General features: G+C 65.4%; 22 protein-coding genes, 1 pseudogene and 1 riboswitch. Of the genes and pseudogenes, 8 read left to right on the forward strand and 15 right to left on the reverse strand.

Features of this window, described 5'->3' with window-relative positions:
* Positions 1–211 precede the first annotated feature (211 nt).
* The gene (locus R4P95_RS03825) at positions 212–679 is read left to right on the forward strand and encodes a DIP1984 family protein (protein ID WP_317743626.1); all 468 of its coding nucleotides are present in this window, start codon (positions 212–214) and stop codon (positions 677–679) included.
* 265 nt (positions 680–944) lie between these two features.
* Here the strand turns inward: R4P95_RS03825 and R4P95_RS03830 are convergent, their stop codons facing one another.
* Together R4P95_RS03830 and R4P95_RS03835 are read right to left on the reverse strand one after the other, a co-directional pair.
* Complete coding sequence (locus R4P95_RS03830; RefSeq protein ID WP_213573404.1) at positions 945–3,365, reverse strand: ATP-dependent Clp protease ATP-binding subunit; 2,421 nt, start codon at positions 3,363–3,365, stop codon at positions 945–947.
* A gap of 169 nt (positions 3,366–3,534) precedes the next feature.
* Positions 3,535–5,148, reverse strand: a complete 1,614-nt coding sequence (locus R4P95_RS03835; RefSeq protein WP_317743627.1) for an FAD-dependent monooxygenase — start codon at positions 5,146–5,148, stop codon at positions 3,535–3,537.
* Between the two features lie 119 nt (positions 5,149–5,267).
* Between R4P95_RS03835 and R4P95_RS03840 the strand changes: the two genes are divergently transcribed.
* Positions 5,268–5,459: a hypothetical protein gene (locus R4P95_RS03840; protein ID WP_317743628.1), complete on the forward strand. Its 192-nt coding sequence runs from the start codon at positions 5,268–5,270 to the stop codon at positions 5,457–5,459.
* Positions 5,460–5,468: 9 nt separating this feature from the next.
* Here R4P95_RS03840 and R4P95_RS03845 read toward each other — a convergent pair whose 3' ends face one another.
* The 3 genes from R4P95_RS03845 to R4P95_RS03855 form a co-directional block, all read right to left on the reverse strand.
* Positions 5,469–6,872, reverse strand: a complete 1,404-nt coding sequence (locus R4P95_RS03845) for a CitMHS family transporter (RefSeq protein ID WP_317743630.1) — start codon at positions 6,870–6,872, stop codon at positions 5,469–5,471.
* 108 nt (positions 6,873–6,980) lie between these two features.
* Positions 6,981–8,279: an LLM class flavin-dependent oxidoreductase gene (locus R4P95_RS03850; protein ID WP_317743632.1), complete on the reverse strand. Its 1,299-nt coding sequence runs from the start codon at positions 8,277–8,279 to the stop codon at positions 6,981–6,983.
* Positions 8,279–9,043 carry a 3-oxoacyl-ACP reductase gene (locus R4P95_RS03855; RefSeq protein ID WP_213573409.1) on the reverse strand — a complete coding sequence of 255 codons (765 nt, stop codon included), beginning with the start codon at positions 9,041–9,043 and terminating at the stop codon, positions 8,279–8,281. The genes R4P95_RS03850 and R4P95_RS03855 overlap by 1 nt, the downstream gene beginning before the upstream one ends.
* A 48-nt stretch (positions 9,044–9,091) precedes the next feature.
* A riboswitch (TPP riboswitch) is annotated at positions 9,092–9,195 on the reverse strand.
* 82 nt (positions 9,196–9,277) lie between these two features.
* Here R4P95_RS03855 and R4P95_RS03860 point away from each other — a divergent pair.
* Both R4P95_RS03860 and R4P95_RS03865 read left to right on the forward strand, forming a co-directional pair.
* Positions 9,278–9,736 (forward strand): MarR family transcriptional regulator, encoded by a 459-nt coding sequence (locus tag R4P95_RS03860; protein WP_317743633.1) that lies wholly within the window; start codon positions 9,278–9,280, stop codon positions 9,734–9,736.
* A 4-nt stretch (positions 9,737–9,740) separates the two neighbouring features.
* Complete coding sequence (locus R4P95_RS03865; RefSeq protein WP_159919782.1) at positions 9,741–10,163, forward strand: organic hydroperoxide resistance protein; 423 nt, start codon at positions 9,741–9,743, stop codon at positions 10,161–10,163.
* 19 nt (positions 10,164–10,182) lie between these two features.
* Here R4P95_RS03865 and R4P95_RS03870 read toward each other — a convergent pair whose 3' ends face one another.
* Together R4P95_RS03870 and R4P95_RS03875 are read right to left on the reverse strand one after the other, a co-directional pair.
* Positions 10,183–11,061, reverse strand: coding sequence for an oxidoreductase (locus R4P95_RS03870; RefSeq protein WP_317743635.1), 879 nt, complete (start codon positions 11,059–11,061; stop codon positions 10,183–10,185).
* Between the two features lie 40 nt (positions 11,062–11,101).
* On the reverse strand, positions 11,102–13,084 hold the full coding sequence (locus R4P95_RS03875) for a CocE/NonD family hydrolase (RefSeq protein ID WP_317743636.1): 1,983 nt from the start codon (positions 13,082–13,084) through the stop codon (positions 11,102–11,104).
* A 191-nt stretch (positions 13,085–13,275) separates the two neighbouring features.
* On the opposite strand from R4P95_RS03875, the gene R4P95_RS03880 reads away from it, so the two are divergent.
* Positions 13,276–14,193 carry a pseudouridine synthase gene (locus R4P95_RS03880; protein ID WP_317743638.1) on the forward strand — a complete coding sequence of 306 codons (918 nt, stop codon included), beginning with the start codon at positions 13,276–13,278 and terminating at the stop codon, positions 14,191–14,193.
* A gap of 22 nt (positions 14,194–14,215) precedes the next feature.
* On the opposite strand, the gene R4P95_RS03885 is transcribed toward R4P95_RS03880, so the two are convergent.
* On the reverse strand, positions 14,216–14,797 hold the full coding sequence (locus R4P95_RS03885) for a transglycosylase family protein (protein ID WP_317743639.1): 582 nt from the start codon (positions 14,795–14,797) through the stop codon (positions 14,216–14,218).
* A 262-nt stretch (positions 14,798–15,059) separates the two neighbouring features.
* Between R4P95_RS03885 and R4P95_RS03890 the strand changes: the two genes are divergently transcribed.
* Positions 15,060–15,941 carry a universal stress protein gene (locus tag R4P95_RS03890; RefSeq protein ID WP_317743640.1) on the forward strand — a complete coding sequence of 294 codons (882 nt, stop codon included), beginning with the start codon at positions 15,060–15,062 and terminating at the stop codon, positions 15,939–15,941.
* A gap of 13 nt (positions 15,942–15,954) precedes the next feature.
* On the opposite strand, the gene R4P95_RS03895 is transcribed toward R4P95_RS03890, so the two are convergent.
* Positions 15,955–16,683, reverse strand: a complete 729-nt coding sequence (locus tag R4P95_RS03895) for a VIT family protein (protein ID WP_317743641.1) — start codon at positions 16,681–16,683, stop codon at positions 15,955–15,957.
* A gap of 147 nt (positions 16,684–16,830) precedes the next feature.
* Here R4P95_RS03895 and R4P95_RS03900 point away from each other — a divergent pair, with 147 nt between their 5' ends.
* Positions 16,831–17,613: an SDR family NAD(P)-dependent oxidoreductase gene (locus R4P95_RS03900; protein WP_213573417.1), complete on the forward strand. Its 783-nt coding sequence runs from the start codon at positions 16,831–16,833 to the stop codon at positions 17,611–17,613.
* A 475-nt stretch (positions 17,614–18,088) separates the two neighbouring features.
* Here the strand turns inward: R4P95_RS03900 and R4P95_RS03905 are convergent, their stop codons facing one another.
* The 5 genes from R4P95_RS03905 to R4P95_RS03925 form a co-directional block, all read right to left on the reverse strand.
* Complete coding sequence (locus tag R4P95_RS03905; RefSeq protein ID WP_317743642.1) at positions 18,089–18,547, reverse strand: MaoC family dehydratase; 459 nt, start codon at positions 18,545–18,547, stop codon at positions 18,089–18,091.
* A 65-nt stretch (positions 18,548–18,612) separates the two neighbouring features.
* On the reverse strand, positions 18,613–19,374 hold the full coding sequence (locus tag R4P95_RS03910) for a glucose 1-dehydrogenase (RefSeq protein WP_317743643.1): 762 nt from the start codon (positions 19,372–19,374) through the stop codon (positions 18,613–18,615).
* A gap of 17 nt (positions 19,375–19,391) precedes the next feature.
* On the reverse strand, positions 19,392–21,200 hold the full coding sequence (locus R4P95_RS03915; protein WP_317743644.1) for an acyl-CoA dehydrogenase: 1,809 nt from the start codon (positions 21,198–21,200) through the stop codon (positions 19,392–19,394).
* Between the two features lie 31 nt (positions 21,201–21,231).
* A complete protein-coding gene (locus R4P95_RS03920) occupies positions 21,232–21,963 on the reverse strand; it encodes an SDR family NAD(P)-dependent oxidoreductase (RefSeq protein WP_317743645.1) in 732 nt (243 codons plus the stop codon).
* A gap of 20 nt (positions 21,964–21,983) precedes the next feature.
* Entirely contained in the window at positions 21,984–23,201 is a 1,218-nt protein-coding gene (locus tag R4P95_RS03925) for an acetyl-CoA C-acetyltransferase (RefSeq protein ID WP_317743646.1), read from the reverse strand.
* 146 nt (positions 23,202–23,347) lie between these two features.
* Between R4P95_RS03925 and R4P95_RS03930 the strand changes: the two genes are divergently transcribed.
* Positions 23,348–23,986, forward strand: coding sequence for a TetR/AcrR family transcriptional regulator (locus R4P95_RS03930; protein WP_317743647.1), 639 nt, complete (start codon positions 23,348–23,350; stop codon positions 23,984–23,986).
* A gap of 365 nt (positions 23,987–24,351) precedes the next feature.
* Here R4P95_RS03930 and R4P95_RS33500 read toward each other — a convergent pair.
* Positions 24,352–24,486 (reverse strand): annotated as a pseudogene (locus R4P95_RS33500) (IS3 family transposase); the annotation flags it as partial.
* Position 24,487: the final 1 nt, after the last annotated feature.

The following is a 24,487-nucleotide window of genomic DNA, read 5'->3' on the forward strand; positions in this document are numbered from 1 at the left end:
AGCGCCGGGATGTGGTAGTTGTTGAGGATGCTGAATCGCGACTCGACGAAAGGCGCATGAGCGCCCACCGAGATCCGCTCCCCACGCTTCGATCGGCACCCCTCCGATGTCGTGACCCCTCCACCCTGCGTGTCCGTCGACGCTCGAAATCGTTGGCGCACATTCGCGCAGACGAGGGGAACATTCAATCGAACAGGGTGGGGAGGTAGAGATGAAACTAGCAGCGGCACTGGCCGAACGCGGCGATCTGACGCGTCGGGTGGAGCACCTGAAATCGCGCATCCTCACGAATGCGCGACACCAAGAGGGTGAGTCGCCGGCGGAGGACGCCGCGGCGCTACTCGCCGAACTCGAGGAGGTCCTGGACCGCCTGGAGGTTCTCGTCCGAAGGATCAATCGAACGAATACCTCTGCGCCCCTTGGTGATGAGAGCATCACGGACGCCCTGGCTCGCCGGGACATGCTGCGTATCCGGCACCGGGTGGTGTCCGCCGCCGCGGATGCCGCCTCCGGTCGTGAGCAGGACCGGTACGGCCGACAACTACGCTCGGAGCTCGTCTTCGTCGCGGCGTTGCCGGTTCGGGATCTCAGGCGTACTGCCGATGATCTGGCGCGGCAAATCCGGGAAGTCGATCTCCGAGTGCAGCAAGCGAACTGGGAGGTCGAGCTGCTCGACTGAATTCTGCTGGGCAGTAGGTAACCGTTTCAGAGGCGGGCACACACCGCGGTCGGCGGCAATCCGGCCACACCTCCTGCGTGGTAGGCGGCGCACCCCGGGCATACACCCGGATCACAGTGTAGCCCAGCACATTGCACAGGTGACTGCGCACGACGCACAGCTCATCACCAGGTGCCGATCCAAGACGGCGAGGGCGGGAAAGGGGCTCCCAGCACACACGTGAGTGGCACAGTACGCCGAAGCATACTGTGCCACTCACACGGGCTCAGCCGACGACCAGATCCAGCTCGTCGTCGTTGACACCGACCGTCACGCTGCCACCCTCGACCAGAATGTCGTCGAGCAGCAGGTCCGCGATCCGGTCGTCGACCGCACGCTGGATCGACCGGCGCAGCGGGCGTGCCCCGAACTCGGGCTGGTGTCCGTGTTCGGCAATCCAGTCCACCGCGGCGTCACTGAACGAGATCTCGATGCCCTTGGCCTCGAGCCGCTTCCGGCTGTCGTCCAATAGCAGGTCGGTGATCCGGTGCAGCTGTTCGGTGTCCAGCTTGCGGAAGATCACGATCTCGTCGATCCGGTTGAGGAATTCCGGCCGCATCGACTCACGCAGCCGGCCCATCACCCGGTCTCGCAGCGGCTTCTCCGACGCCTCGGCGTCACCGGTGGTGAAGCCCAGTCCGCCCGACTTGCTGGAGATGATGTCGGATCCCAGGTTGCTGGTCATGATCAGAACGGTGTTCTTGAAATCCACCGTCCGGCCCTGACCGTCCGTCAACCGTCCGTCGTCGAGTACCTGCAGCAGCGTGTTGAACACGTCGGGGTGCGCCTTTTCGATCTCGTCGAGCAGGATCACGGAGTACGGGTTGCGCCGGACCTGCTCGGTGAGCTGTCCCGCCTCCCCGTAGCCGACGTATCCGGGAGGGGCACCCACCAGGCGACTAACCGTGTGCCGTTCACCGAACTCGCTCATGTCGAGTCGCAGCATCTTGTTCTCGTCACCGAACAGGGTGGCGGCCAGAGCCTTCGCCAGTTCGGTCTTGCCGACACCGGTCGGGCCGAGGAACAGGAAGCTGCCCACGGGGCGGTCGGGATCGTTCATACCGGTCCGGCTGCGACGCACCGCCCGGGCGATGGCCCGCACGGCGTCGTCTTGCCCGATGACCCGCCGGTGCAGTTCGTCTTCGAGCCGGCGGAGGCGTTCCTTCTCCTCCTGGGTCATCTGGCTTGCGGGAATACCCGTCGACCGCGACACGACCTCGGCGATCTGCTCGGCGGTCACGTCCGGTGTGAGGTCCGACGCGTCGGCCTTGCCACCGATGCGGGCCTGCAGCTTCGTGATCTGGTCACGCAGTCCCGACGCCTTCTCGTACTGCTCATCGGCGACAGCCTGATTCTTGGCCTGTTCCAACTCCTCCACCTGCTTCCGCAGAGCCTCCACGTCGACGCTCGGCATGCGCAGCCGTAGCCGGGCCCCGGCCTGGTCGATCAAGTCGATCGCCTTGTCGGGCAGGAAGCGGTCACCGATATACCGGGCAGAGAGCTCGACGGCGGCGGTGATGGCGTCGTCGGTGTAGCGCACGCCGTGGTGCTCTTCGTATCGGTCGCGGAGACCCGACAGAATGGCCACTGCGTCCTCGATGCTCGGCTCCGCCACCGTGACCGGCTGGAATCGGCGTTCGAGCGCCGGATCCTTCTCGATGTGCTTGCGGTACTCGTCGAGGGTGGTGGCGCCGACGATGTGCAGTTCACCGCGGGCGAGCTTCGGCTTGAGGATGTTTCCGGCGTCCATCGCGCCCTCTGCTCCTCCACCGGCGCCGGCAATGGTGTGGACCTCGTCGATGAAGACGATCAGCTCGTCCTTGTGGGCGGCGATCTCGTCGATCACCTTGGTGAGGCGTTCCTCGAAGTCGCCGCGGTACCGGGTTCCCGACACCATGCTCGACAGGTCGAGTTGCACGATGCGCTTACCGGTCAGACGGTCGGGTACGTCGCCGTCGACGATCCGCTGAGCCAGGCCCTCGACGATCGCCGTCTTGCCGACGCCGGCCTCACCGACGAGGACGGGATTGTTCTTGGTCCGCCGCGACAGGATCTCGATGGTCTGTTCGATCTCGTCGGCCCGGCCGATCACCGGGTCGACGCCGCCGCTGCGGGCGCGTTCGGTGAGATCGAAACCGTACTTGTCGAGAGTGGGAGTGTCGGAGTCCGGCGCCTGCTCGGCCGACCCGCCTTGGATGGCGGTCTGTAGACGTTCCGGGGTGACACCCTCCGAGGCCAGCAGGCGGCCTGCGGCATGGTCCTGATCTGCGGCGAGCGCGAGGAACAGGTGCTCGGGATCGATGTACGTCGACCCGAGAGCGCGGGCGAGCTGATGCGCCTCGAGTAGCGCGGTCTTGAGCGCACCGCTCAGCGAGGGCACGGCGAATCCGGACGAGTTCCGGCCCTGCGGAAGACGCAGTTCCACGGCGTCCGACACGGCTGACACGTCAGCGCCTGCTCGCTGCATCAGCGTCTTGGCCGGGTCTTGTTCGGCCATGACGCGTAGAACGTGCAGTGCATCGAGGTCGGAGTCACCGCGACCGGCGGCGAACCGCGCGGCCGCTGCCATGAGTTCCTGGGTGGAGCGGCTCATGAGACGGCTGATGTCGATGCGACCAGGGCCCTCCGGCCCGAAGAATGCTGGCATTCCGAAGCCTCCTAAGAAGTTGAGCGTTACTCACTCAACTAACGTGCCGGTGCTCCGATCAATTCCCGCAGCGGGGTCCATTCATTGTGATGGCCGTCATATGCGGACGGCTGCCCGGCGCGAGGGACTCCCTACAACACCGGACATGGACCCACTCTTCCCGGCGGGGTCAGCGGAAAGTCGACTTCAGGTATTCGGCGAGACCCTCGATCGAGACGGGCGACATCCGGAAACCCAGATAGCCGTCCGGACGGACCACGTACGCCGCGCAACCCTCGGCGCCATAGGCCGCGGCGAATTCGCCGGCCTCGTCCCGCACGAGCGGAAGAATCGTTTCACCGACCTCGGCACCCGAAGTTGCGATCAGATAGGTGTCGAGCAGGCCGTGGGCCGCGGTCACGGCCGACGCCGCAGCAGCCTCCAGCACGGCCAGACCCCGCGCGTCGACCGAGTCGTCGGCGTACAGCAGCAGTGTGTGCCGGTCGCGTCCCAGTAACCCGAACAGCCGGATCGGAAATGCGACGGCGGCGCGGGTCAACCCACGCGCGTCGGGCGCTCGCTGACCGGGCCGCAGCGTGGTCGCGTCCTCGGTCCGGGTCACGATAGGGCTGTCGCCGTAGTCGATGAGCAGCTGCGCTTCGCGGCGCATGACCAGTTCGGGGTCCGAAGTACCCGCGCCGATCCCTTCCCGGGCGCTGCGGATGGTGCGACCCACGACCTCCTCGCCGACCGGCCGCCGCTCGAGGTCGTAGCTGTCCGTCAGGTCGGGGGCCGCGACTCCGGACACGGCGAGCGCAAGTTTCCATGCCAGGTTGTGGGCGTCTTGGATCCCGGTGTTCATGCCCTGCGCCCCGGTGGGCGGGTGGATATGGGCGGCGTCGCCGGCAACGAACACGCGTCCACGTCCGTAGGAGTCGACGATGCGGTGGCTGATGCGGAACACGGAGGACCACCGAAGGTTCGATGCCCGGGCCGTTTCGGGAGCCAGCCTGTCGAGTACGGCCTGAATGTGCCCGAGTTGCGGCGTGGGCCCCGACTCGAATCCGTGCCGGATGTCGTCGCCGGCCGAGGCGCCGGTGTTCGACAGTTCCGCGGGCACCAGCATCGACATCCGGTACCGACGACGACCGGGCAAGGGAATGCACACGAGGACATCGTCGGGTCCGTCCTCGGTGCGGCGGACCGAACGAATGTTGTAGCCGCGCGGCAACGACCAGTCCACTTCGACGTCACCGAGCATGTACTGCTCACCGAAGGCGCCGCCCTCGAACGTGAGACCGAGACCCTTGCGCACCACACTGTGCGCGCCGTCGCATCCGGCGAGGTACTGCGACCGGATGGTGCCGCCGCCGTCCCCGCTCACCGTGGCGACCACCCCGCCCTCGTCCTGTTCGAACGAGACGAGGCCGATTCCGCGCTCGACCCTGGTGCCCAGGGAGGCCAGGTGTTCGGTGAGTATGCGTTCGGTCTCGTACTGGGGCAGTCCGATGAACCCGAACGGCACATCCGCGGGCAAGGCCAACTCCATTCGCCCGACCTCGACTCCGTCGACGTAGAGGATCTGCCCGCGGAATGGAACCCCCGCGTCGAGCACTCGTCCGAGCACGCCCATACCTTCGAACACTTCGAGGGTCCGGGGTTGGATCCCCACCGCCTTGGCGTACTGCGGCGGCTCGTGGAGCGGATCGATGATGCGGCAGGAGATGCCGCGCCTGCGCAGTTCGATCGCCGCAGTCAGTCCTACCGGACCCGCTCCGACCACCAATACCTCGGGATCCACCACGAAGACACCGCCTCACCAGGAGGGATCGAGTTTCGATCAGTATGCCTGGCCGCCGCGGAAATTGGAGGCAGACGAGCTCCCGATTTTTGAACATGCAGCCGTGTGGGTAACCGTCGGACATGACGCACAAGGACACCGAGCAGCACGAGAACACACCCGGCCCGGCGACGACGAGTACGGAGAGTGGCAAGTCGGGTGCCCACAAAGACGTGGTGTCCGATCCCGCGGAGGACGACAAGGTTTCGGGTGCGGACTGGAGCAGCGAAGGTGGCGCGACCCCGGAGGGGCCCGCCACCGACACGGACGACTGAGACTGACGGCTACCAGGGAATCTGACCGGCGAGAACACCGACCACCAGCATGGTCAGCGACACCAGCGCGGCGCGCCACAGCACCTTCTTGTGGTGGTCGGCCAGGGACACCCCCGCGAGGGTGACGAGCAGCAGGATGGCCGGGACCAACGGGCTCTGCATGTGGAAGGTCTGTCCGGTGATCGAAGCGCGGGCCATCTCGACGGGCTCGATGCCGTAGGTGGACGCGGTTTCGGCGAGCACGGGCATCACACCGAAGTAGAAAGCGTCGTTGCTCATGAAGAACGTGAAGGGCAGGCTCAGGACACCCGTGATGACGGCGAGGTGTGGTCCGAGCGATGCCGGGATGATCTCGAGCAACCACTGCGCCATTGCCTCGACCATGCCCGTGCCCTGGAAGACTCCCGTGAGCACGGCTGCGGCGAACACCATCGCCACCACCGAGACGATGCTCGACGAGTGCCGGGTGATGGCTTCCTGCTGCTCCTTGACGCGCGGGAAGTTCGCCATCAAGGCGATCGATGCCGCCACCATGAAGAGCACCGGGATGGGCAGGACGTCCATCACGAGCACGGCCAGCAGACCCACGCTCAGAGCAGCGTTGAACCACAACAGCTTCGGTCGCAGCGTCGGCCGCTCGGGGTCCAGTCCTTCGACGAAGCCGTCGAGCCCGTCGTCCGAGCCGGAATCTCCGGAACCGCCGGTTGCGTTGCCGCTGCCACCGTCAGCGCCGCCGGAACCAAGCCGAGTCCGACCGGATCCCGCGCCGACGAGCAGACGCTCGGATGTGAGAACCAGGGTGCCGACGCGTCGTCGTTCGGAGTAGCCGAGCTGCACGGCGAAGAGAAGCACGATGACGAGTCCGGCAACGAGCGAAGGAATCATCGGCACGAAGACGTCGGACGGGGAGATCCCGAGGGCCGCAGCAGCTCGGACGGTCGGCCCACCCCACGGGATGATGTTCATCGCGCCGTTCGAGAGCCCGGCGACGACGGTGAGGACGACGGGGCTCACCTTCAATTTCAGGTAGAGCGGGAGCAGTGCCGAGGTGACGATGATGAAGGTCGTCGACCCGTCACCGTCCAGCGACACCACCATGGCCAGGACTGCCGTGCCGACGACGAGCCGCATGGGATCGTTGCGGACGAGCTTCAGAATCACCTTCACCAGTGGGTCGAAGAGCCCGACGTCGATCATGATCCCGAAGAAGATGATCGCGAAGAACAGCAGTGCCGCGGTGGGTGCCAGCGCTTTGATCCCGTCGGTGATCATGTCGCCGATACCGAGGCCGGCCCCGGCCGCGATACCGAACGCGACCGGGACGGCAATCAGCCCGACCACCGGGGTGGCCCGTTTGGACATGATCAAGAACATGAACACGGCCACCATCAGAAAGCCGAGTGCTACCAGCATTGCCACTCCTCGTCCGCACCTGAAAAGTCGCAATGTGATCGCGACAACAGCAAGTGTTGATCGAGTGGGCGCTCACAGTCACTGTTACGGACGTAGAGAAGGTTGTGTTCATTGTGGTGGCGAAGACAGATGTTCCCTCAACGTCGCCGTCTTGTACTCGGTCCGGAACAGTCCGCGCTTCTGCAGTACGGGAACGACCTCGTCGACGAAGTCGGTGAGAGCGTCCGGATAGATCGGCGGCATCAGATTGAAGCCGTCGGCGCCACCTCCGTGGAACCACCGTTCGATGTCGTCGGCGATCGACTCCGGCGTGCCGATCATCGTGCAGTGCCCACCACCGGCGGCCAGTGTTCCCAGCAGCGCGCGGACCGTGGGCCGATCCTTCTCGACGATGCGCAGGATGGTGTCGTAGCGGCCCTGCGGTCCGGTGAACTCGGAGAGTGGCGGCAGGTCGGGGACGGGCGCGTCCAGTTCCCACTCACTGCAATCCTGATGCGTGAACAGGGACAGTTGCGCGATCGACTGTTCGACCGGCAGCAGGGCGTCGAGTTCGGCCTTCTTCCTGTGTGCCTCCTCGGTGGTCGATCCGACGTAGGTGACGAGACCGGGCATCACGGTCACGGCGTCGGCATCGCGGCCCGCAGTTCGGATGCGCCGCTTGACGTCTCGGTAGTAATTCTGAGCGGATTCGAGGTCGTACGCCACGGCGTAGATACCCTCGGCGCAACGGGCCGCCAGGTCGCGGCCCTGCTCGGAGGCACCGGCCTGGAAGAGGACGGGACGCCCCTGCGGCGACCGCGGCACGTTCAGCGGGCCGTCCACCAGAAAATGCTTGCCGCGGTGATGAATCGGGACGACCTTCGCCGGGTCGGCGAACACCCCGCCTCGGTCGAGTTCCAACGCGTCCGCGTCCCACGAATCCCAGAGCGCGAGTGCCACGTCGACGAACTCGGCGGCGCGCGAGTACCGCTCGTCGTGCGGCGGCATTTCCTCGAGTCCGTGGTTACGGGCCTCCGCGTCGAACATGGAGGTCACGACGTTCCACCCGGCCCGGCCGCCACTGATGTGGTCGAGCGATGCAAGCATCCGGGCGGCGTGGAAGGGCGTGTAGAAGGTGCTGGACACGGTGGTGACCAGCCCGATTCGCTCCGTCGCCCGGGCCATCGCCGACAACGCCGTCAACGGTTCGAGAAACCACAGTCCGCCGGCGGCGGGCTCTCGCACCGAGTGTCCGTCGGCGAAGAAGACGGCGTCGAAGCAGCCACGTTCTGCGGTCTGCGCCAACTCTTCGTAGTAGGCGATGTCGGTGAGCCGTTCGACCTGCGACGCCGGGTGCCGCCAGGCGGCGCCGTGGTGTCCGCAGGCGAAAAGAAATGCGTTGAGGTGCAGTTGCTTACGTGCTGCCATCAGTCTTTGACCAATCCCCCGTCGACGACGAGATTCTGACCGGTCACCGAACGCGACCACGGAGAGGCGAAGAACAGCACCGCGTCGGCGAATTCTTCCGGAGTGGTGACGCGTTGCAGGGGCGTACTCGCCGCAATGAGGTCGAACACCTCGTCCGGAGTGGCGGCGCTCGCGTCCGTGGTGCGCAGCAGCCCCCCCGACACCATGTTCACCGTAATACCGTCGGGACCGAGATCGGCGGCGAGCGTGCGGGTCAGTGACAGTGCTGCAGCCTTGGCCGCCGTGTAATCGTGGTAGGGAACTACGGGGTTCTGGAACAAGTTGGTTCCGATGGTGACGATGCGACCGAAGCCGATTGAGCGCATGCCCGGAAGTGCGGCTTGCGTGGTGTTCAGAGTCGCCTTGACACTCCCTTGCAGCTGCGCGTCGAAGGCGTCCCACGAGATGGCGTCGGCCTTGTCGCGGGCGTCGCCGTTGAAGGAGAAATCGGCGAGGGCGTTGTTGATCACGGTGGTGACCGGTGAGCCGAAGTGGTCTGCCGCCGCGCCGAACAGGGCGTCAACCTGTTCGCGGTCCGTGACATCGGCCTGTAGCGCGATGGCCTGCCCGGCGCCCGCCTCCGCCGCGAGGTCCTCGGCCGCGTCTCGGCTACGACGGTAGTTCACCACCACCCGTGCGCCCTGCTCGGCGAACGAGCGCACGATGGCGGAACCGAGGCCGCGTCCACCCCCGGTCACGAGAACGATCTGCTTGTCGATCTGCATTGCGCACCTTTCGTCCGGCCGCGAGGAACGCCGGACGACCGCACGCATCAGCGGTCGGCGCGACATCCCTTCGCTAGCACTACCTAGTTCAGGTTCGACGGGTGTGTTCTCAGCCGCCCAGCTTTCGCCGGGCAGCACCCCGTGTCACTGGCGACAGTCTAAGCGCTGCCGTGAAAAGAGAAAGCCGCACCCGTCTTTGTTGCGCACAATTAAGTTGTGTGCAACCATTCTGGGGTGACCGATCCTCTCACCCTCGACCGCCAGTTGTGCTTTGCCCTTTACTCGGCATCGCGGGCCATGACGGCGACCTACCGGTCGCTGCTCGAGAAGTTGGGTGTGACGTACCCGCAGTACCTGGTTCTGCTGGTGCTGTGGGAGCAGGACGGCCGCGGCGTGCGCGACATCTGCGACGCCCTGGATCTCGATACCGGCACCCTGTCACCGCTACTCAAGAGACTCGAATCGCTCGGGTTGGTCGAGCGTCGTCGCGACTCGGCCGACGAGCGGCGGGTCGGTATCCATCTCACCGAGGCCGGGACCCAGCTGCGGCATTCCGCCGTAGGCATTCCGGCCGCACTGGCCGGCTCGACGGGCATGGACGTCGACGAGCTCGTCGCCCTCCGCGACACCTTGAGTCGTCTCACCGAATCACTACACCAGTACACCGCAACCGATCCCCTGAAAAGGAAGTAATCCCGTGCAGATTCTCTACACCGCCGAAGCCCTGGCAACCGGAGAGGGCCGCAACGGCCACGCCCGCACCTCGGACGGCCGACTCGATCTCGACCTTGCCATCCCCGTCGAGATGGGCGGTTCGGGCAACGGCACGAACCCGGAGCAGTTGTTCGCCGCCGGCTACGCCGCGTGCTTCCACTCGGCACTGCAGATGGTGGCCCGCCAGGCCAAGGCAGATGTCACCGACTCGGCGGTCGGTGCGCGCGTCGGAATCGGCTCGGCGAACGGCGGCGGTTTCGGTCTCGCCGTGACCCTCGAGGTGTCCCTGCCCCATCTCTCGCGCGACGAGGCCCTCGAATTGACCGAGAAGGCGCACCAGGTCTGCCCGTATTCCAACGCAACTCGGGGAAATGTCGAGGTCACCCTCGACGTCACCGAGGACTGAACCTACCGGCGGGCGTCGGTTATGCGAATGTGTATTCGACGCCCGTCAGGTTCTCGGACAGCGACCACAAGGCACCCGCGGTCTTCTCGTCCCGCGACTTCGTAGTGGAACCGACGACCTTCGGGTGGCCACGCTGCTCGAACAGCCCGTCCGGCCCGAGGTAACTCCCGCCCGCCACTTCGGGAACGGCGGCCGCGTACAGCATGGGCAGCGCACCCATTTCCGCTGACTGCGCGAAGATTCGGTTACCGACGGCCATCAGCTTGTCCTGTACCGACTCGGTGTGGGCCTGCAGATTGGTCGATGCGTAACCGGGATGCGCGGCAACAGCCTTGACCGATGACCCCGCCGCGGCGAGTCTGCGCTGTAGCTCGTAGGTGAACAGAAGATTCGCGAGTTTCGACTGTCCGTACGCGCTCCACCGGTTGTATTTGCGGTTTTCCCAGTTGAGATCGTCGAGGTCGATGGATCCCATCTTGTGTGCGGTGCTCGACATCGTGACAATCCGGTCGGTGATCTTGGCGAGGAGCAGGCCGGTGAGCGCGAAGTGGCCGAGATGGTTTGTGCCGATCTGCATTTCGAAGCCGTCGACGGTCTTACGCCGGGGAACTGCCATCACTCCGGCGTTGTTCACCAGCACGTCGACCGAACCGATGCCCGCGGCGAAGTCTCGCACCGAAGCCAGATCGGCGAGGTCGAGTCGGCGGACCTCGGCGTTGTCACCGATGGTGCGCGCGACCGCGTCGCCTTTCACGGTGTCGCGGCAGGCGAGGACGACGTGGGCGCCCGCCTTGGCGAGTGCGCGCGCAGCCACCTCCCCCAATCCACTGTTGGCGCCCGTGACGACGAACGTCCGGCCCTGCTGATCCGCGATGTCCGCTGCTGTCCACTTGGTCATGAGAGCAACCCTACGGAAGTCGGGACGCGGCCAACACCCGTCACCACGCCGTTGCTCCGACCAGCGGGAGGTTGACGAAACTCGGCCTGTCCGGTGACAACCGGACATGCTGCGGCTTCAACTGGCTGTCCGCGAGCATCGGTCCGAGCGGCAGATAACGCGGAAAGCTGCTCGCGTACAGGTCGACACGCAACCGGTGTCCGGGCGCCAGGACGGCGTCGGTGGGCACGAAGTTGATGTCCACGGGTGTGACCTCCCCGGGAACGAGGGGCTGGCGCGCCGCCACCGTCAGGTAGTGATGCGGTTCGGTGTAGTCGCCGTTGGGAGACTTCGTGCTCTGCGCATCGTCCACCGCACGCATCGACGCAGTGAGCGCCCCATTGGTCAAGGTCGTCGACGTACCGTCGGGCGCGACGTCGTTGAGTGTGACCGCCCAGAAGCCGTCGGTGGCGTCGAGCACCGTCTCGAGATGCAGGTTGACGGGTCCCGACAACTCCGTGGGCCGGGTGACGGGGGCACTGGTGAACGCGAGTCCCTCGGCCTCGTTGAAACGCGAGTCTTTGGTGCATGCCGATCCGAAGATCACGGCCGCCCCGGCCGTGCCCTGGGCACCGTCACGCGAGCACAGCGCCCGCAGGCCCGGCGCCACCGTGAGATTCGCGGAATCGGCGGGCTGCGCCGGGACGAGGCTGCCGTCGTGCGCAGCATGCCCCGCCGTGCCGCTCGGCGCGTTGGACAGATACATCCGCTGGTAGTCGACGCCGGCCCGAGGGAACGAATCGGTAGTGGTCCATCCGTTGCCCTGCTGATACAGCGTGACCGGGCCGTAGCCGTCGATTCCGTTGTCGACACCCTTCAGCCACTTGTCGTACCAGGCGCGTTCGAGAACGTCGAGGCGCGGCGGGGCGCCCGGCTCACCGAACCCACCGCCGAAGTTGATGTGGTAGGCGTCGCTCATGATCAGCTGCTTCTCGCCCGGCGGCAGGGGGATGTCGTTGTAGACCCGGGGCTCGCTGTTGGCGAAGATGTCGTGCCACGCGCCGTAGAGCATCGTCGGCACCTCGATGTCGTCCACCCGGGCCTTGCGCTCTTCGTAGAACTCCCCATCCTGCGCTACCCGCAGCGTGCCGGGATCCAGGTCGTTCACGGTGGGCGCTGTCATGGCCTCGAGGAGAGCCGGGAACAGCGTCAGGGGATCCCGAAGCCGATCCTGAAGCCAGGTCTGGTCGAAGCGGCCCTGCGCGAGCGCCTGTACGTCCGGAACGAACTTGAGACCGTTCACCAGCGAGAGCCAGAGGGGCATGAAACCGACACCCAGTCCGGCGCCGGTCCCGACGATGTCGCGGAGCAGATCGTTTCCGGGTTCGGTGGGGAAGATCGCCTTCAGGGCAGGCGGCTGATGACCCGCGGCCTGCAGGGAGTTGATGCCCGAGTAGGACACGCCGCCCATCCCGACTCTGCCGTCAGACCAGCTCTGCTTGCTGATCCAATCGATCACCTCGACGGAATCGCGCTGCTCGACCGGGCCGAGCGCCTGCCATTCGCCTTGCGAGAAGCCGGTGCCCCGCGCATCCACGACCACCTGCGTGTATCCGTTCTGCACGAGGTCGCGGTTGACACCGAAAACACGCATGCCGCCACCTGACAGAACCTTCGCGGCCTCGGTGATGCCGTCGAACGGCGTCCCGGCGAGGTTGTAGGAATTCACCAGGTCGACAACGGTGTCTTCGAGCCCCGGGACCGCGAGCACGGAGTCGACGACGTTGCCGATCAACTTGGTATACGGCGTGACATTGAGAACCGAGGGCATCTTGGTGTCGACCGGAATGCCTGCCGCGTCGGCGGGCCGATAGACGTTCGCCTTCAGCACGGTCCCGTCACTCATCGTGATGGGCACGTCCCAGTCGATGGCGACGACCGGGTAGGCCGGCGGTGCATCGACGGCAGCCAGCCACTGTGCGGCCGCGGGTCCTCCGGTCGGGTCAGCGGACGCCGTGGGCGCTACAGCGAGCCCTATGGACATTGCTACCGCGACTGCCAATACACCTGGTCGAAACGCCCAGCGACGCACGATCACCTAAGAACCCCCGTGAACTTTCCGATGACGCGCCTCAGCGGCCAGGGTGGCCCGCGTCACAAACTTACCGGATAGTAACCATGGGTTCGCGCCAGGTCAACGTCGAGTTACAGACAAGCTGCACTACCGTCGACGGTGTGCCCGACGCCCCGCTTCCCGTTCGTGACGGCCTCAACCCGACGCGGCTGAGGACGCCCGACGACGGACCGTGGCCCACCGTCCTCGAGTACCTCGTCGGCCGCTTTCCCCACGACGAAACACGGCTCCGCGAGAAGGTGGCCGCGCGGGAGGTGGTCGACGAGCGGGGGCACCCCGTCACCGAGTCGACGGCGTTCGTCCCGCGGAGAGACGTCTATCTCTACCGGGATCCTCCGGTGGAATCGCGGGTGCCGTTCGAGATCGAGATCCTGCATCGCGACGAGAATCTGCTCGTCGTCGACAAGCCCCATTTCCTGGCCAGCACACCACGAGGCGCGTACATCGTCGAGTCCGCACTCGTACGGTTGCGCAGGAGTCTCGGACTTCCCGACCTGACGCCCGTACACCGGCTGGATCGTCTCACTGCAGGAGTTCTGATCTTCACCGTGCGACGCGAGGTCCGGCGGGACTACCAATCGCTGTTCGATCGACGGGAAGTGCGCAAGGAGTACGAGGCACTTGCCCGCTACGACCCCGAGTTGACCCTTCCGGCAACGGTCCGCAGCCGCATCGTCAAGCAACGCGGCGTGTTGAAGGCTTTCGAGACGGAGGGGCCCGCGAACAGCGAGAGTCACATCGAACTGCTCGAAATCCGCGGTAGTGCCGCGCGCTATCGACTGCTCCCCCACACCGGCAAGACGCACCAGCTGCGGTTGCACATGAGCGCACTCGGCATCCCGATTTTCGGTGACAATTTCTACCCCGACTTCTATGACGTTGCCGCGGACGACTATTCGACTCCGTTGCGCCTACTCGCACGCTCGGTGGAATTCACCGATCCCTTGTCGGGTGCGCACCGCCGGTTCGTCAGTGAGCGGACCCTGACGTGGCCGACGTCCACCCCTCCGGCGCACTGACACTCAGCGAAGGGACGTCGAACTACTCCTGCGAGGCCGCCACCCTCTGCTCCAGAACCTGACCGGACCCGTTCTGCTCGGCGAGGCGGCGGGCGCTGTCGAGAGCCTCCTGGGCAGCGGCCTTCACCGCGGCCGCTTTTTCGGCGGGTGTGAGATCCTCGGGCGACGACGGAGCCACTTCGGGCACAGGCGACGACGGAGCCACTTCCGGCACCTCGCTCACTTCCGGTGTTTCCGGTACCTCGTCCGTTTCCGGCACCTCGACGGGGTCTGTCAGGTATTGGCCGCAGTCCGGCCAGGCGCCGACCCCCTGGCTCTGGAGCACTTTTTCGGCGATACGGATTTGTTCCGCTCGACTCGCTTCGGACGGGTCTCCTTTTCCGCCATGCGATTTCCAGGTCTCGGGCAGAAATTGCAGGCCCCCGTAGTAACCGTTTCCGGTATCGATCGTCCAGTCGCCGCCGCTTTCGCATTCGGCGACGGCGTCCCAGTTGTGCGGTGCGGCAGACGCAACGCCGGCGCTCAGGCCCAGTGGAACCGTCACGGCTGCGCCGATCGTGGCAATCCAGCCCAGGGTGCGCCTCTCGATGTGGCATGTGGTCATGCTGAGTCCTTCCTCTCCGCGCTCGCGGACATGGTCGGCTTCTCCCCTTTGTGACCTCCTCCCGATACCTCTGAGGCAGAAGTAAAGTACAGGTGTACGACTATTGTGTTGTGACAGGTGAATCTTCGGTATTCCGAAGATTCGACGCCGATCCGTCGCCGTGTCGTGACGAGTCCGTTACTTGCCGGAGGTGGGTCCGCAAAGTACGCACATAAGGCACTGTGGACACCGGACGAGTACAGCCCGACGAAGGGAACCAGACGTGAGCACTTCTTCAAGCCATTCCGTCGTCGTCGGCCTCGACGGATCCGACGCGTCCACGACCGCCGCCACGTGGGGCGCCGCAGTAGCAGCGAAATGGCGCGCCACACTGTCACTCGTCCACGCGTTGCCGCAGGACGGCCCGCTGTACAGCCCGGCGTCGATCATGCTGGAATCGCAGTTTCTCAGCCAATTGAGAGAGGACGGCGAGGCCATCGTCGACACCGCGAAGAAGCTACTGGGACAGCACTACCCGGATCTCACGATCGAGACGACGATCAGTCCCGGACCGGCGGGCACGGCGCTGCTCGAAGCCGCCGACTGGGCCCGGCTCATCGTGCTGGGTTCGACCGGAGCAGGGGCGTTCCGGTCGGTCCTTCTCGGATCGACCGCGCTGCACGTGGCCAACCGTGCGGAGTGTCCGGTCGTCGTGTTGCGCGGCGAGGCGAGTGCGCCGGACGGTCGTCCCGTCGTGGTCGGAGTCGACGGAAGCGAACTCAGCCGTGACGCGGTGTCCCACGCATTCGAGTTCGCCTCCTTCTTCGGCGCGCCCCTGGTTGCGGTCCACACCTGGCAGGGCTCGCCGACATTCGGAGCGGGCGGCACCGGCATGCTCGTCGACTGGGAGGCGGTGAAACAGGAGGAAGCCGCCGTCCTGTCGGAGGGCTTGGCCGGAGAGTCGGAGCGGTACCCGGACGTCGCCGTGACGAAGGTGGCTCAGCAGGGCGCCGCTGCGGACGTCATTCTCCAGCACGCCGCCGACGCCCAGTTGATCGTCGTGGGCAGCCATGGCCGTGGACCGCTGCTCGGCGCGCTGATGGGATCGACGAGCCAGAACCTGCTCCACCACGCCACCACTCCGGTCATGATCTGTCGAAGCTGAGACTCGTCCGGCGCTACGTGATGGCGGTCCCCACCCACTGACCGATGCCATAGGTCACCCCCATGGCGAGTGCGCCGCCGAGCGCCACCCGCAGGACGGCGCGGGTCCGCCGAGCGCCGCCGAGAGTGGCACTCACCGACCCGGTCAGGGCGAGTGCGAACAGTACGGCCAGAAAAGTCACAGGGACGCGAAGGTGCACCGGCGTGAGAAGAATCGCGAGTAAGGGAATGGCAGCGCCGAGAGTGAAGGACAGCGCCGAAGACCCGGCCGCCTGCCACGGATTGGTCAGTTCGTCCGGATCGAGACCCAACTCGACGTCGACGTGCGCGGCAAAGGCATCATGTTCGGTGAGTTCGCGGGCCACCGTGCGGGCAGTGTCCTCGCGCAACCCTTTCCGCTCGTAGATCGCCACGAGCTCTTCGAATTCGGCCGTCGGGGTTTCGGAAAGTTCCTGTTGTTCCTTCGACAGCAACGCCCGTTCCGTATCGCGCTGCGTGCTTACCGACACGTACTCGCCGAGAGCCATGGACACCGCTCCGGCCGCCAGACCGGCGAAGCCTGCGGTGAAGATCGCCGATCGCTCGGTGGTGGCCGCCGCGACACCGACCACCAGACCGGCGGTGGACACGATGCCGTCGTTCGCTCCGAGAACCCCGGCACGCAACCAGTTGAGGCGACCGGCCAGGGTGGGGCCGTGCGGTTCCACGGCGGCATGCGAGGACTCAGCGCGTTCTGCGGACATGGGTTCAGGCTAGGTCCGCGCTGCGTTGCCCGATAGCGAGGCAAGGCTGCGCTCTCGCCCGGTTCGCTGCGCTGCCGCTCGGTTCACAGCGCGACCAAGCAGTTGCTAGGTTGATGATGTGGCTCGTCCCCGATCATTGGAGTCCCTATGGCGGCACCCCGTAACAGCGCTCCCCCGCGGCGACTGTCCGCTCTGGTCACCGGTGGCACGGGCGGCATCGGTTCCGCCGTGGCGCGCCAACTCGCGGACCTCGGGCACCACGTGGCCATCACCTACCGGTCCCACGCCGATGTCGCGGCCGACCTGGTGACCGAACTCGAGCAGACCGGTGTCACCTGCGCCGCCTTCTCCACGGATCTCGTCGACGAACTTCGCGTCGCCGAGGTCGTCCGGCAGACGGTTGAGCACTTCGGCGGGCTCGACATCCTTATTCACGCAGCGGGACCGCACATTCCGATGGTCCACCTCTCGCAGATCACGCCGAAGGAATACGCCGTCCATCTCGAACAGGAAGCTGTCGCGTTTTTCACCGTCGTCCGCGCCGCGCTCCCGGCCCTGCGGGAATCCGCAGGTTCCGTGGTCGCCGTCACGACCGCTGCCACCAGCCGCTACCCCGTCCGCGACGGCCTCTCGGCAGGTACCAAAGGTGCTGTCGAGCAACTGGTCAAGGGGTTCGCGGCCGAGGAGGGTCGCTTCGGGGTCCGCTTCAATTCCGTCGGCCCGGGCATGCTCACCGACGGAATGGCGCAGCGCCTCATCCAGTCAGCCGATCTCGACCAGCGCGCCCTCGACGTGGCCATGAGCCGCATCCCGCTTCGCCGTTTCGGCACGGCCACGGACATCGCCGAGGCCGTGTGCTTCCTGGCGAGTGACCGTGCGGGGTTCATCACCGGACAGAAACTCGATGTCGACGGTGGATACACGGCGTAACAGGCTGCCATGTGCAATGGAGGCATATGACCGACGCGGAGGACACCCGGACGACGCCGCGCCAGCGGTGCAGCGGATATACCTGTAGAACACGGTGATCGGTCTGCAACGGGGTGTAACCGGTACCCCTCCATACGCGTCGAACACGCGACAACCGCCACGACCACCCGGGGCCGATCGGTTTCCCTCCGCGTTGTCAGCCGATACCAGTCGCCGGGATGACGGAGCCAGTCCTCATCGACCCAGAACCTTCCAGTGAGAGGTCGCACGGCCACCGTGGGCTGAGCATGACCACCTCGCCGGTTTTGGGGGCGCAAGCTATCGGTACTTCATCGAAAGTGAGTGGTCGTCCGTGCGGCCGGTGTACCTTGCCAGATTCGAATCCACCAAAGATCCAGCGTTGACAGTCCCAGTTCAACCACTATCCCGATATTCCCGTGAATATGTCGGTTCGAGTTTGTGGGCCTCGAGCGACTCAGCGATAGAACCGGAATACCGGTTCGGCCACACACACTGGCTTGTCCACTGCGCTGCAGTGCACTGTTGCTCGAAGAACGATCTGGATGCCGCCGGCGATGTCTTCGACGGTAAACAGCTCCGCGCTCAGTCGGACCTTGGACCCGACCGGAACCGGAGCGGGGAATCGGACCTTGTTCAGACCGTAATTCACCGCCATCGACGCTTGCTGAACCTCGAGCACCTGCGAGAACATGGCACTGAGTAACGACAGCGTGAGGTAACCGTGGGCGATGGGCCCACCGTAGGCGCTTTCGCTATTGGCGCGCTCGACATCCACGTGGATCCATTGGTGGTCGTCGGTGGCGTCGGCGAAGGTATTTACCCGGTCTTGGGTGATGTCGAACCAGTCGCTACTTTCGAGTTGCTGTCCGAGCAGGCCGTGGAGGGCGTCGACCTCGTCGATTGTGGTGGGCATGGTTACCTTCTCTCGGAGAGTGAAGAGATCAGCGGGTGGTGTGATGTCGGGAGCGCGCCATGCGATCAGGTAATGGTGATGCCGCCGTCGACTACGAGGGTTTGTCCGGTGACGTAGCCGGCGGCGTCGGAGGCGAGCCAGATAAGGGCGGCGGCGAGTTCGGCGGCATCGCCGGTGCGCCCGAGCACCATCCGTGACGCGAGGCTGTCGAGGTAGCCGTCGTGATATTGGTCGGTCATCTCGGAGGCGAAGAAGCCCGGGGCGAGCGCGTTGACGCGAATTCCCTTGCGGCTGCCCCATTGTTGGGCGAGATCTCGGGTCAGACCGATGATTGCGGCTTTGCTGGCACTGTAGGCGGCCTGGGGCAGGCCGGCGGTGGTGAGCCCGAGGACGCTGGAAATGTTGACGATGGAACTGCCGGGTGGCATGACTTTCCCGCACGCCTGGGCGGTCCAGTAGGAGCCGGACAGGTTGATGTCGATCACCGAGCGGAACTGGTCCGGGGTTTCGCGGGTGGCGGGGTGGGCGGTGGCGACGCCGGCGTTGTTGACGAGAACGTCGACGCGGCCGAACTCGGTCATTGCCGCGTCGACCAGAGCGGCGCACTGCTCCGGATCAGCGATGTCGGTAGCCACCGGCAGTGCCCGTTGGCCGGTGGCACGGACAAGTGCGGCTGTGTCGTCTAGTTTGTCGACGCGGCGCGCCGCGAGGACGATGTCCGCGCCGGCCTCGGCGAGGGCCTGAGCGAAGGCCACACCGAGGCCGGACGAGGCGCCGGTGACGATGGCGACGCGGCCGTCGAGGCGGAATTTCTCGAGCACACTCATGTGTGATGTCTCCTGGGTCAGAACCAGCTGGGGTTCATGTCGAGAGTGGTCCGGTCTCCGCTGGCCAACAGATCGAGTTGCGGGCCGACCTTGGGTACCTCGTGGGTGTAGAAGTAGCGGGCTGCCATGCGCTTTCCGTTATAGAAGTCACCACTCTTACCCTCGGTGGCGATGAGCTGTTCGAGCCACATCCACGCGATGACCGTGTGTCCGAACGCCTCCAAATAAACCGACGAGTTTGCCAGCGCGGCCGCCGCGTCACCGGCCGCCCACAAGGCGGCGGTGATGTCGACGACCCGGTTCCAGACGGTGTCGAGGGCGTCGGCGTAACCGGTGGCGTCGCCACCGAGAGACCGAGCCCGCGCGACGGTGGCAGCGATCTTCGATCCGACTAACCGCAGCCCGGCACCGTCTTGCATGATGACCTTGCGGCCCAGCAGATCCAGCCCCTGGATCCCGTGCGTGCCCTCGTGGATCGGATTCAATCGGTTGTCGCGGTAGTACTGTTCGACGTCGTAGTCGCGGGTGTAGCCGTAACCGCCGTGCACCTGGATCGCGAGGCTGTTCGCCTCGAGGCACCACTGCGATGGCCAGCTCTTCGCGATGGGAGTCAGCACGTCGAGAAGCAACGTCGCCTGGTCGCCGGTGGCCGCATCGTCGGCCGTGTCGTCGGCCGTGTCGTGTTCGTCCACCAACCGCGAGCAGTAGAGGCCGAGCGCGAGCGCGCCCTCGACGTAGGACTTCTGCGCCAGCAGCATGCGGCGGACATCGGCGTGTTCGATGATCGGCACCGGCGGCGAGGAGGGGTCCTTGGCTCCGAGAGGGCGGCCCTGGGTCCGCACCGTCGCGTACTCGAGCGACTTGCGGTATCCCACGTAGCCGAGGGCGATCGCGAGGAACCCGACACTGATCCGAGCCTCGTTCATCATGTGGAACATGTAGGACAGGCCGCGGTGTTCTTCGCCGACCAGGAAGCCGACTGCCCCGGCATCGCCTGCGGGGGTGTGGGTACCGTCACCGAAGACGAGCAGGGTGTTGGTGGTGCCGCGGTTGCCCATCTTGTGGTTGAGACCCGCCAGCGTCACATCGTTACGGTCGCCGAGCCCGCCGTCGGAGCCGGGGAGATATTTGGGCACGATGAACAGTGAGATGCCCTTGACGCCGGGGCCGCCGCCCGGGGTCTTGGCCAGGACCAGGTGCACGATGTTCTCGCTGAGTTCATGATCGCCACCGGAGATCCACATCTTCGTTCCGGTGACCCGGTAGCTGCCGTCGTCCTGGCGGACCGCGCGGGTGGTGATGTCCGCCAATGATGATCCGGCCTGCGGCTCGGACAGGCACATGGTGCCGAACCAGCGGCCCTCGAGCATCGGACGGACGTAGTCGTCGATCTGCTGCTCGGTGCCGTACTTGGCGAGCAAATTTGCGTTGGCGGTCGTCAGGAACGGATAGGACGAGGTGCTGGCGTTAGCCGCCTGGAACCAGGCCATCGCCGCTCGCGCCACCGTGGTGGGCAGCTGCATCCCGCCGACGCTCTCGTCGAATGATCCGGCGATCAAACCGGCCGCCGCGTAAGCGTCGAGCGCCGTCTTGACCTCCGGGATCATCTCGACGGTGCCGTCCGGGCGCATGGTCGGCTCGTGCGCGTCGGCCTTCTTGTTGTGGGTGGCGAAATGCCTGTGCGCGAGGTCCGCACTGAGGTCGAGCACCGCGTCGAAGGTGTCCTTCGAATGTTCGGCGAAGCGTTTACGCGAGGTCAACGCGACCACGTCGAGCCACTCGTAGAGCAGGAAATCGAGATCGCGGCGAGAAAGTACATCAGTCATGAGAATCAGTTCCGTTCAAAGGTGAGCCCGCTCAGATGGAGATGCCGCCGTCGACCGGGAGGACGACGCCGGTGACGTAGCCGGCTTCCTCCGACGCGAGGAAGCAGATGGCGTCGGCCATCTCGACGGGATCGGCGAACCGCGAGATCGGACCGGTGACCTCGGCGATCTTCTCCTTCGGAATGGAGGCGGTCATCCGGGTCGCAGCGTTCGGAGAGATCGCATTCACGGTGACCCCGAAAGCAGCGAGCTCTTTCGCGGCGGTCTTGGTGAACCCGATGATCCCGGCCTTCGCGGTGGCGTAGTTGGCCTGCCCGCGGTTGCCGTGCAGCCCGGTGTAGGAGGTGATGTTGACGACCCGCCCGAATTCCTGGCTCCGGAAGTGCGGAACACATGCCCTCGTGAACCGAAACGTGCCGCCCGCGTGGACATTCAGGACCTGGTCCCAGTCCTCGTCGGTCAGCTTCCACAGCACCTTGTCGCGCAGGATCCCGGCATTGTTGATCAGAATATCCACCCGCCCGGTCTCGGCGATCACGGTAGAGACAACGTTCTCGACGTCACCGGTGTCGCTGACGTCGGCGGGGATACCGATGGCTCCGATTTCGCGGGCGGCCTTGTCGAGTTCGTCCTTGTCGAAGTCCACCATGAACACTGTCGCCTTGGCCTCGGCGAAGTGGCGGGCCAGGGCCTGGCCGATGCCGCGGGCGGCGCCGGTGGCGATGACGGATTTGCCGGTGAAGTCGTACGTGATGTTGCCCATCGTGTTTCCTGTCTTTCTTCTCAGCTGAGGCGTTCGAGGACCATGGCCATGCCCTGTCCGCCTCCGACGCACATGGTTTCGACGCCGAACTGCTTGTCGCTGGACTGCAGGTTGTTCAGCAGGGTCGCGGTGATCCGGGCACCGGTCATACCGAACGGGTGACCGAGGGCGATCGCACCGCCCGAGACGTTCAGCTTGTCCTCGTCGATGCCGAGTTCCCGCGCCGACCCGATCACCTGCACCGCGAACGCCTCGTTGATCTCGAACAGGTCGATGTCGGAGATACCCATCCCGGCGATGGCCAGGGCCCGCTTGGTGGCCTCGATCGGGCCCAACCCCATGATCTCCGGCGAGAGCCCGGACACCCCGGTGGACACGATCCGCGCCAGCGGGGTCAACCCGAGTTCCTTGGCCTTGGTGTCGGACATGATCACCAGGGCAGCGGCACCGTCGTTGAGCGGGCACGCGTTGCCGGCGGTCACCGTGCCGTCCGGCCGGAACACCGGCTTCAGCTGCGACACCGCCTCGTAGGTGGTGCCGGCGCGGGGGCCGTCGTCCTTCGATACGACGGTGCCGTCGGGCAGTGTGACCGGGGTGATCTCCCGCTCGAAGAAACCACTGTTGATGGCTTCCTCCGCCCGGTTCTGTGAGCGCACGGCCCACCGGTCCTGCTCTTCGCGGGTGATGCCGGTGATCTGGGCGACGTTCTCGGCGGTCTGGCCCATCGCGATGTAGGTGTCCGGGACCAGGCCCTCCTCCCGCGGATCCACCCAGGCTTGCCCGCCCTGGGCGAGCTTCTCGGTGCGGGTCTGAGCGTCGGCGTAGAGCGGGTTCTGGGTGTCGGGCAGCGAGTCGGAGCTGCCCGCGGTGAACCGAGACACCGTCTCGACACCGGCGGAAATGAACACATCCCCCTCGCCGGCCTTGATCGCGTGCAGCGCCATCCGGGTGGTCTGCAAAGACGAGGAACAGTACCGGGTGATGGTGGTGCCGGGAATGAAGTCGTAGCCCAACTGGACCGCGACGTTACGGCCCATGTTGAAGCCCTGCTCACCGCCGGGCAGCCCGCAACCCAGGATCAGGTCGTTGATGTCGGTGGGATCGAGGGCGGGCACCTTGTCCAGCGCCGCCTGCACCATCTGCGCGGCCAGGTCGTCCGGGCGCATGCTCTTGAGCGATCCCTTCATGGCGCGACCGATCGGCGAACGGGCGATGGAAACGATGACGGCCTCGGGCATGAGGAACTCCTGGGTGCGGGTCGTATGGCGACGTGATGGGAAAGCCTTGTAGCAAAAAATATGCAACCGCATATTTACTATGCGTCTGCATATACTGACCGTGTCGGAGGAGACATGTCAACCCCCGCCAACCGAGAGGCAACAGCGTGACGGACGCACCACCAACCGGAGCGGTCAGCGAACTGGGTACCTCGAAAGCCGCTGCGCGGATACGCGCCGCGGCCATCGAGGTGTTCGCCGCAAAGGGGTACGGCGCCGCCACTACCCGGGAGATCGCCGCCAGCCTCGACATGAGCCCAGGAGCCGTATACCCGCACTACAAGACCAAGGAATCCCTTCTTTACGCCATCAGCCTCGAGGGCCACCATTCGTTACTGGCGGCCATCACCGCCGCTGATAGTCCCGACGTCGCGGCGCCCGACCGGCTGACGTCGACCGTGACGGCCTACGTGATCTGGCACGCGGACAACCGCGCCAGCGCCCGAGTCGCGCAGTACGAACTACGTTCGCTCTCGCCTGTGCACTTCGCAATCATTGCGGACATCCGCCGGTCTACCACGAAGGTGTTCAAGCGGATCATCGAAGCCGGCGCAACGGCAGGCGACTTTCACCCCTTCGACATCGAGGCCGCCGCGCTGGCGATCACGTCCCTCGGCGTCGATGTCAGCAGGTGGTTCCCCTCCCGTGCCTACTCCGACCCACGCATTATTGCGGCTCGCTACGTCGAACTTGCCCTTCGAATGGTCGGGTGCGCCGACCGGCAACCCCTCGACAAGCCTTCTTGACACATGTTCCTGCTCTGCAGGATTCGAGAATGGCTGTCACCGAAGAGGGGAGTTCCAGCCGGTACTGGAGATCTAATACCTTTGAAAATCAACGAGATACGGTGATTGTTCAACCGCGTCGCCTGTCCGGTCGAACACGCCCTCGTACATGTCTGGCACTGGTCGAGCTGGCGCCGCGCCAGCCAGGCCAGAGCGCGCGCCAGCCACTCCAGGTCTCTGCCGGCGCGTTTTCGACGTGGAACTCCCACTCGTATCCGCGGCCTCGATGTCGTTCGGGGGAAAGTAATCGATTGACGAATGGAGTCTGTCCGTGTTGAACCGCGGACCGACTCCATTCGGCGGTCTCCCGCTCAACCTCGACAGCTAGCATCCGAGTGATGCCTCAAACCTGTTGAGGTGAACCGGAAACCTGTTCTCCTGCAGGTGATCAGTGCTTGTCCGAGATGGCCGCTGACCAACGGCGTGGTCTTGGTAGTCATCACTCGCCAGCCCAGAACCCGA

Source organism: Rhodococcus sp. IEGM 27 (genome assembly GCF_033142305.1).
In the GTDB taxonomy this organism is placed as follows: domain Bacteria; phylum Actinomycetota; class Actinomycetes; order Mycobacteriales; family Mycobacteriaceae; genus Rhodococcus_F; species Rhodococcus_F oxybenzonivorans.

Bases quoted from the DNA above. Each gene is read 5' to 3' on its own strand.
- R4P95_RS03825 (WP_317743626.1), top strand. From the start codon at position 212: ATGAAACTAGCAGCGGCACTGGCCGAACGCGGCGATCTGACGCGTCGG.
- R4P95_RS03830 (WP_213573404.1), bottom strand. From the start codon at position 3,365: ATGCCAGCATTCTTCGGGCCGGAGGGCCCTGGTCGCATCGACATCAGC.
- R4P95_RS03840 (WP_317743628.1), top strand. From the start codon at position 5,268: ATGACGCACAAGGACACCGAGCAGCACGAGAACACACCCGGCCCGGCG.
- R4P95_RS03845 (WP_317743630.1), bottom strand. From the start codon at position 6,872: ATGCTGGTAGCACTCGGCTTTCTGATGGTGGCCGTGTTCATGTTCTTG.
- R4P95_RS03850 (WP_317743632.1), bottom strand. From the start codon at position 8,279: ATGGCAGCACGTAAGCAACTGCACCTCAACGCATTTCTTTTCGCCTGC.
- R4P95_RS03855 (WP_213573409.1), bottom strand. From the start codon at position 9,043: ATGCAGATCGACAAGCAGATCGTTCTCGTGACCGGGGGTGGACGCGGC.
- R4P95_RS03870 (WP_317743635.1), bottom strand. From the start codon at position 11,061: ATGACCAAGTGGACAGCAGCGGACATCGCGGATCAGCAGGGCCGGACG.
- R4P95_RS03875 (WP_317743636.1), bottom strand. From the start codon at position 13,084: ATGTCCATAGGGCTCGCTGTAGCGCCCACGGCGTCCGCTGACCCGACC.
- R4P95_RS03885 (WP_317743639.1), bottom strand. From the start codon at position 14,797: ATGACCACATGCCACATCGAGAGGCGCACCCTGGGCTGGATTGCCACG.
- R4P95_RS03895 (WP_317743641.1), bottom strand. From the start codon at position 16,683: ATGTCCGCAGAACGCGCTGAGTCCTCGCATGCCGCCGTGGAACCGCAC.
- R4P95_RS03900 (WP_213573417.1), top strand. From the start codon at position 16,831: ATGGCGGCACCCCGTAACAGCGCTCCCCCGCGGCGACTGTCCGCTCTG.
- R4P95_RS03905 (WP_317743642.1), bottom strand. From the start codon at position 18,547: ATGCCCACCACAATCGACGAGGTCGACGCCCTCCACGGCCTGCTCGGA.
- R4P95_RS03910 (WP_317743643.1), bottom strand. From the start codon at position 19,374: ATGAGTGTGCTCGAGAAATTCCGCCTCGACGGCCGCGTCGCCATCGTC.
- R4P95_RS03915 (WP_317743644.1), bottom strand. From the start codon at position 21,200: ATGACTGATGTACTTTCTCGCCGCGATCTCGATTTCCTGCTCTACGAG.
- R4P95_RS03920 (WP_317743645.1), bottom strand. From the start codon at position 21,963: ATGGGCAACATCACGTACGACTTCACCGGCAAATCCGTCATCGCCACC.
- R4P95_RS03925 (WP_317743646.1), bottom strand. From the start codon at position 23,201: ATGCCCGAGGCCGTCATCGTTTCCATCGCCCGTTCGCCGATCGGTCGC.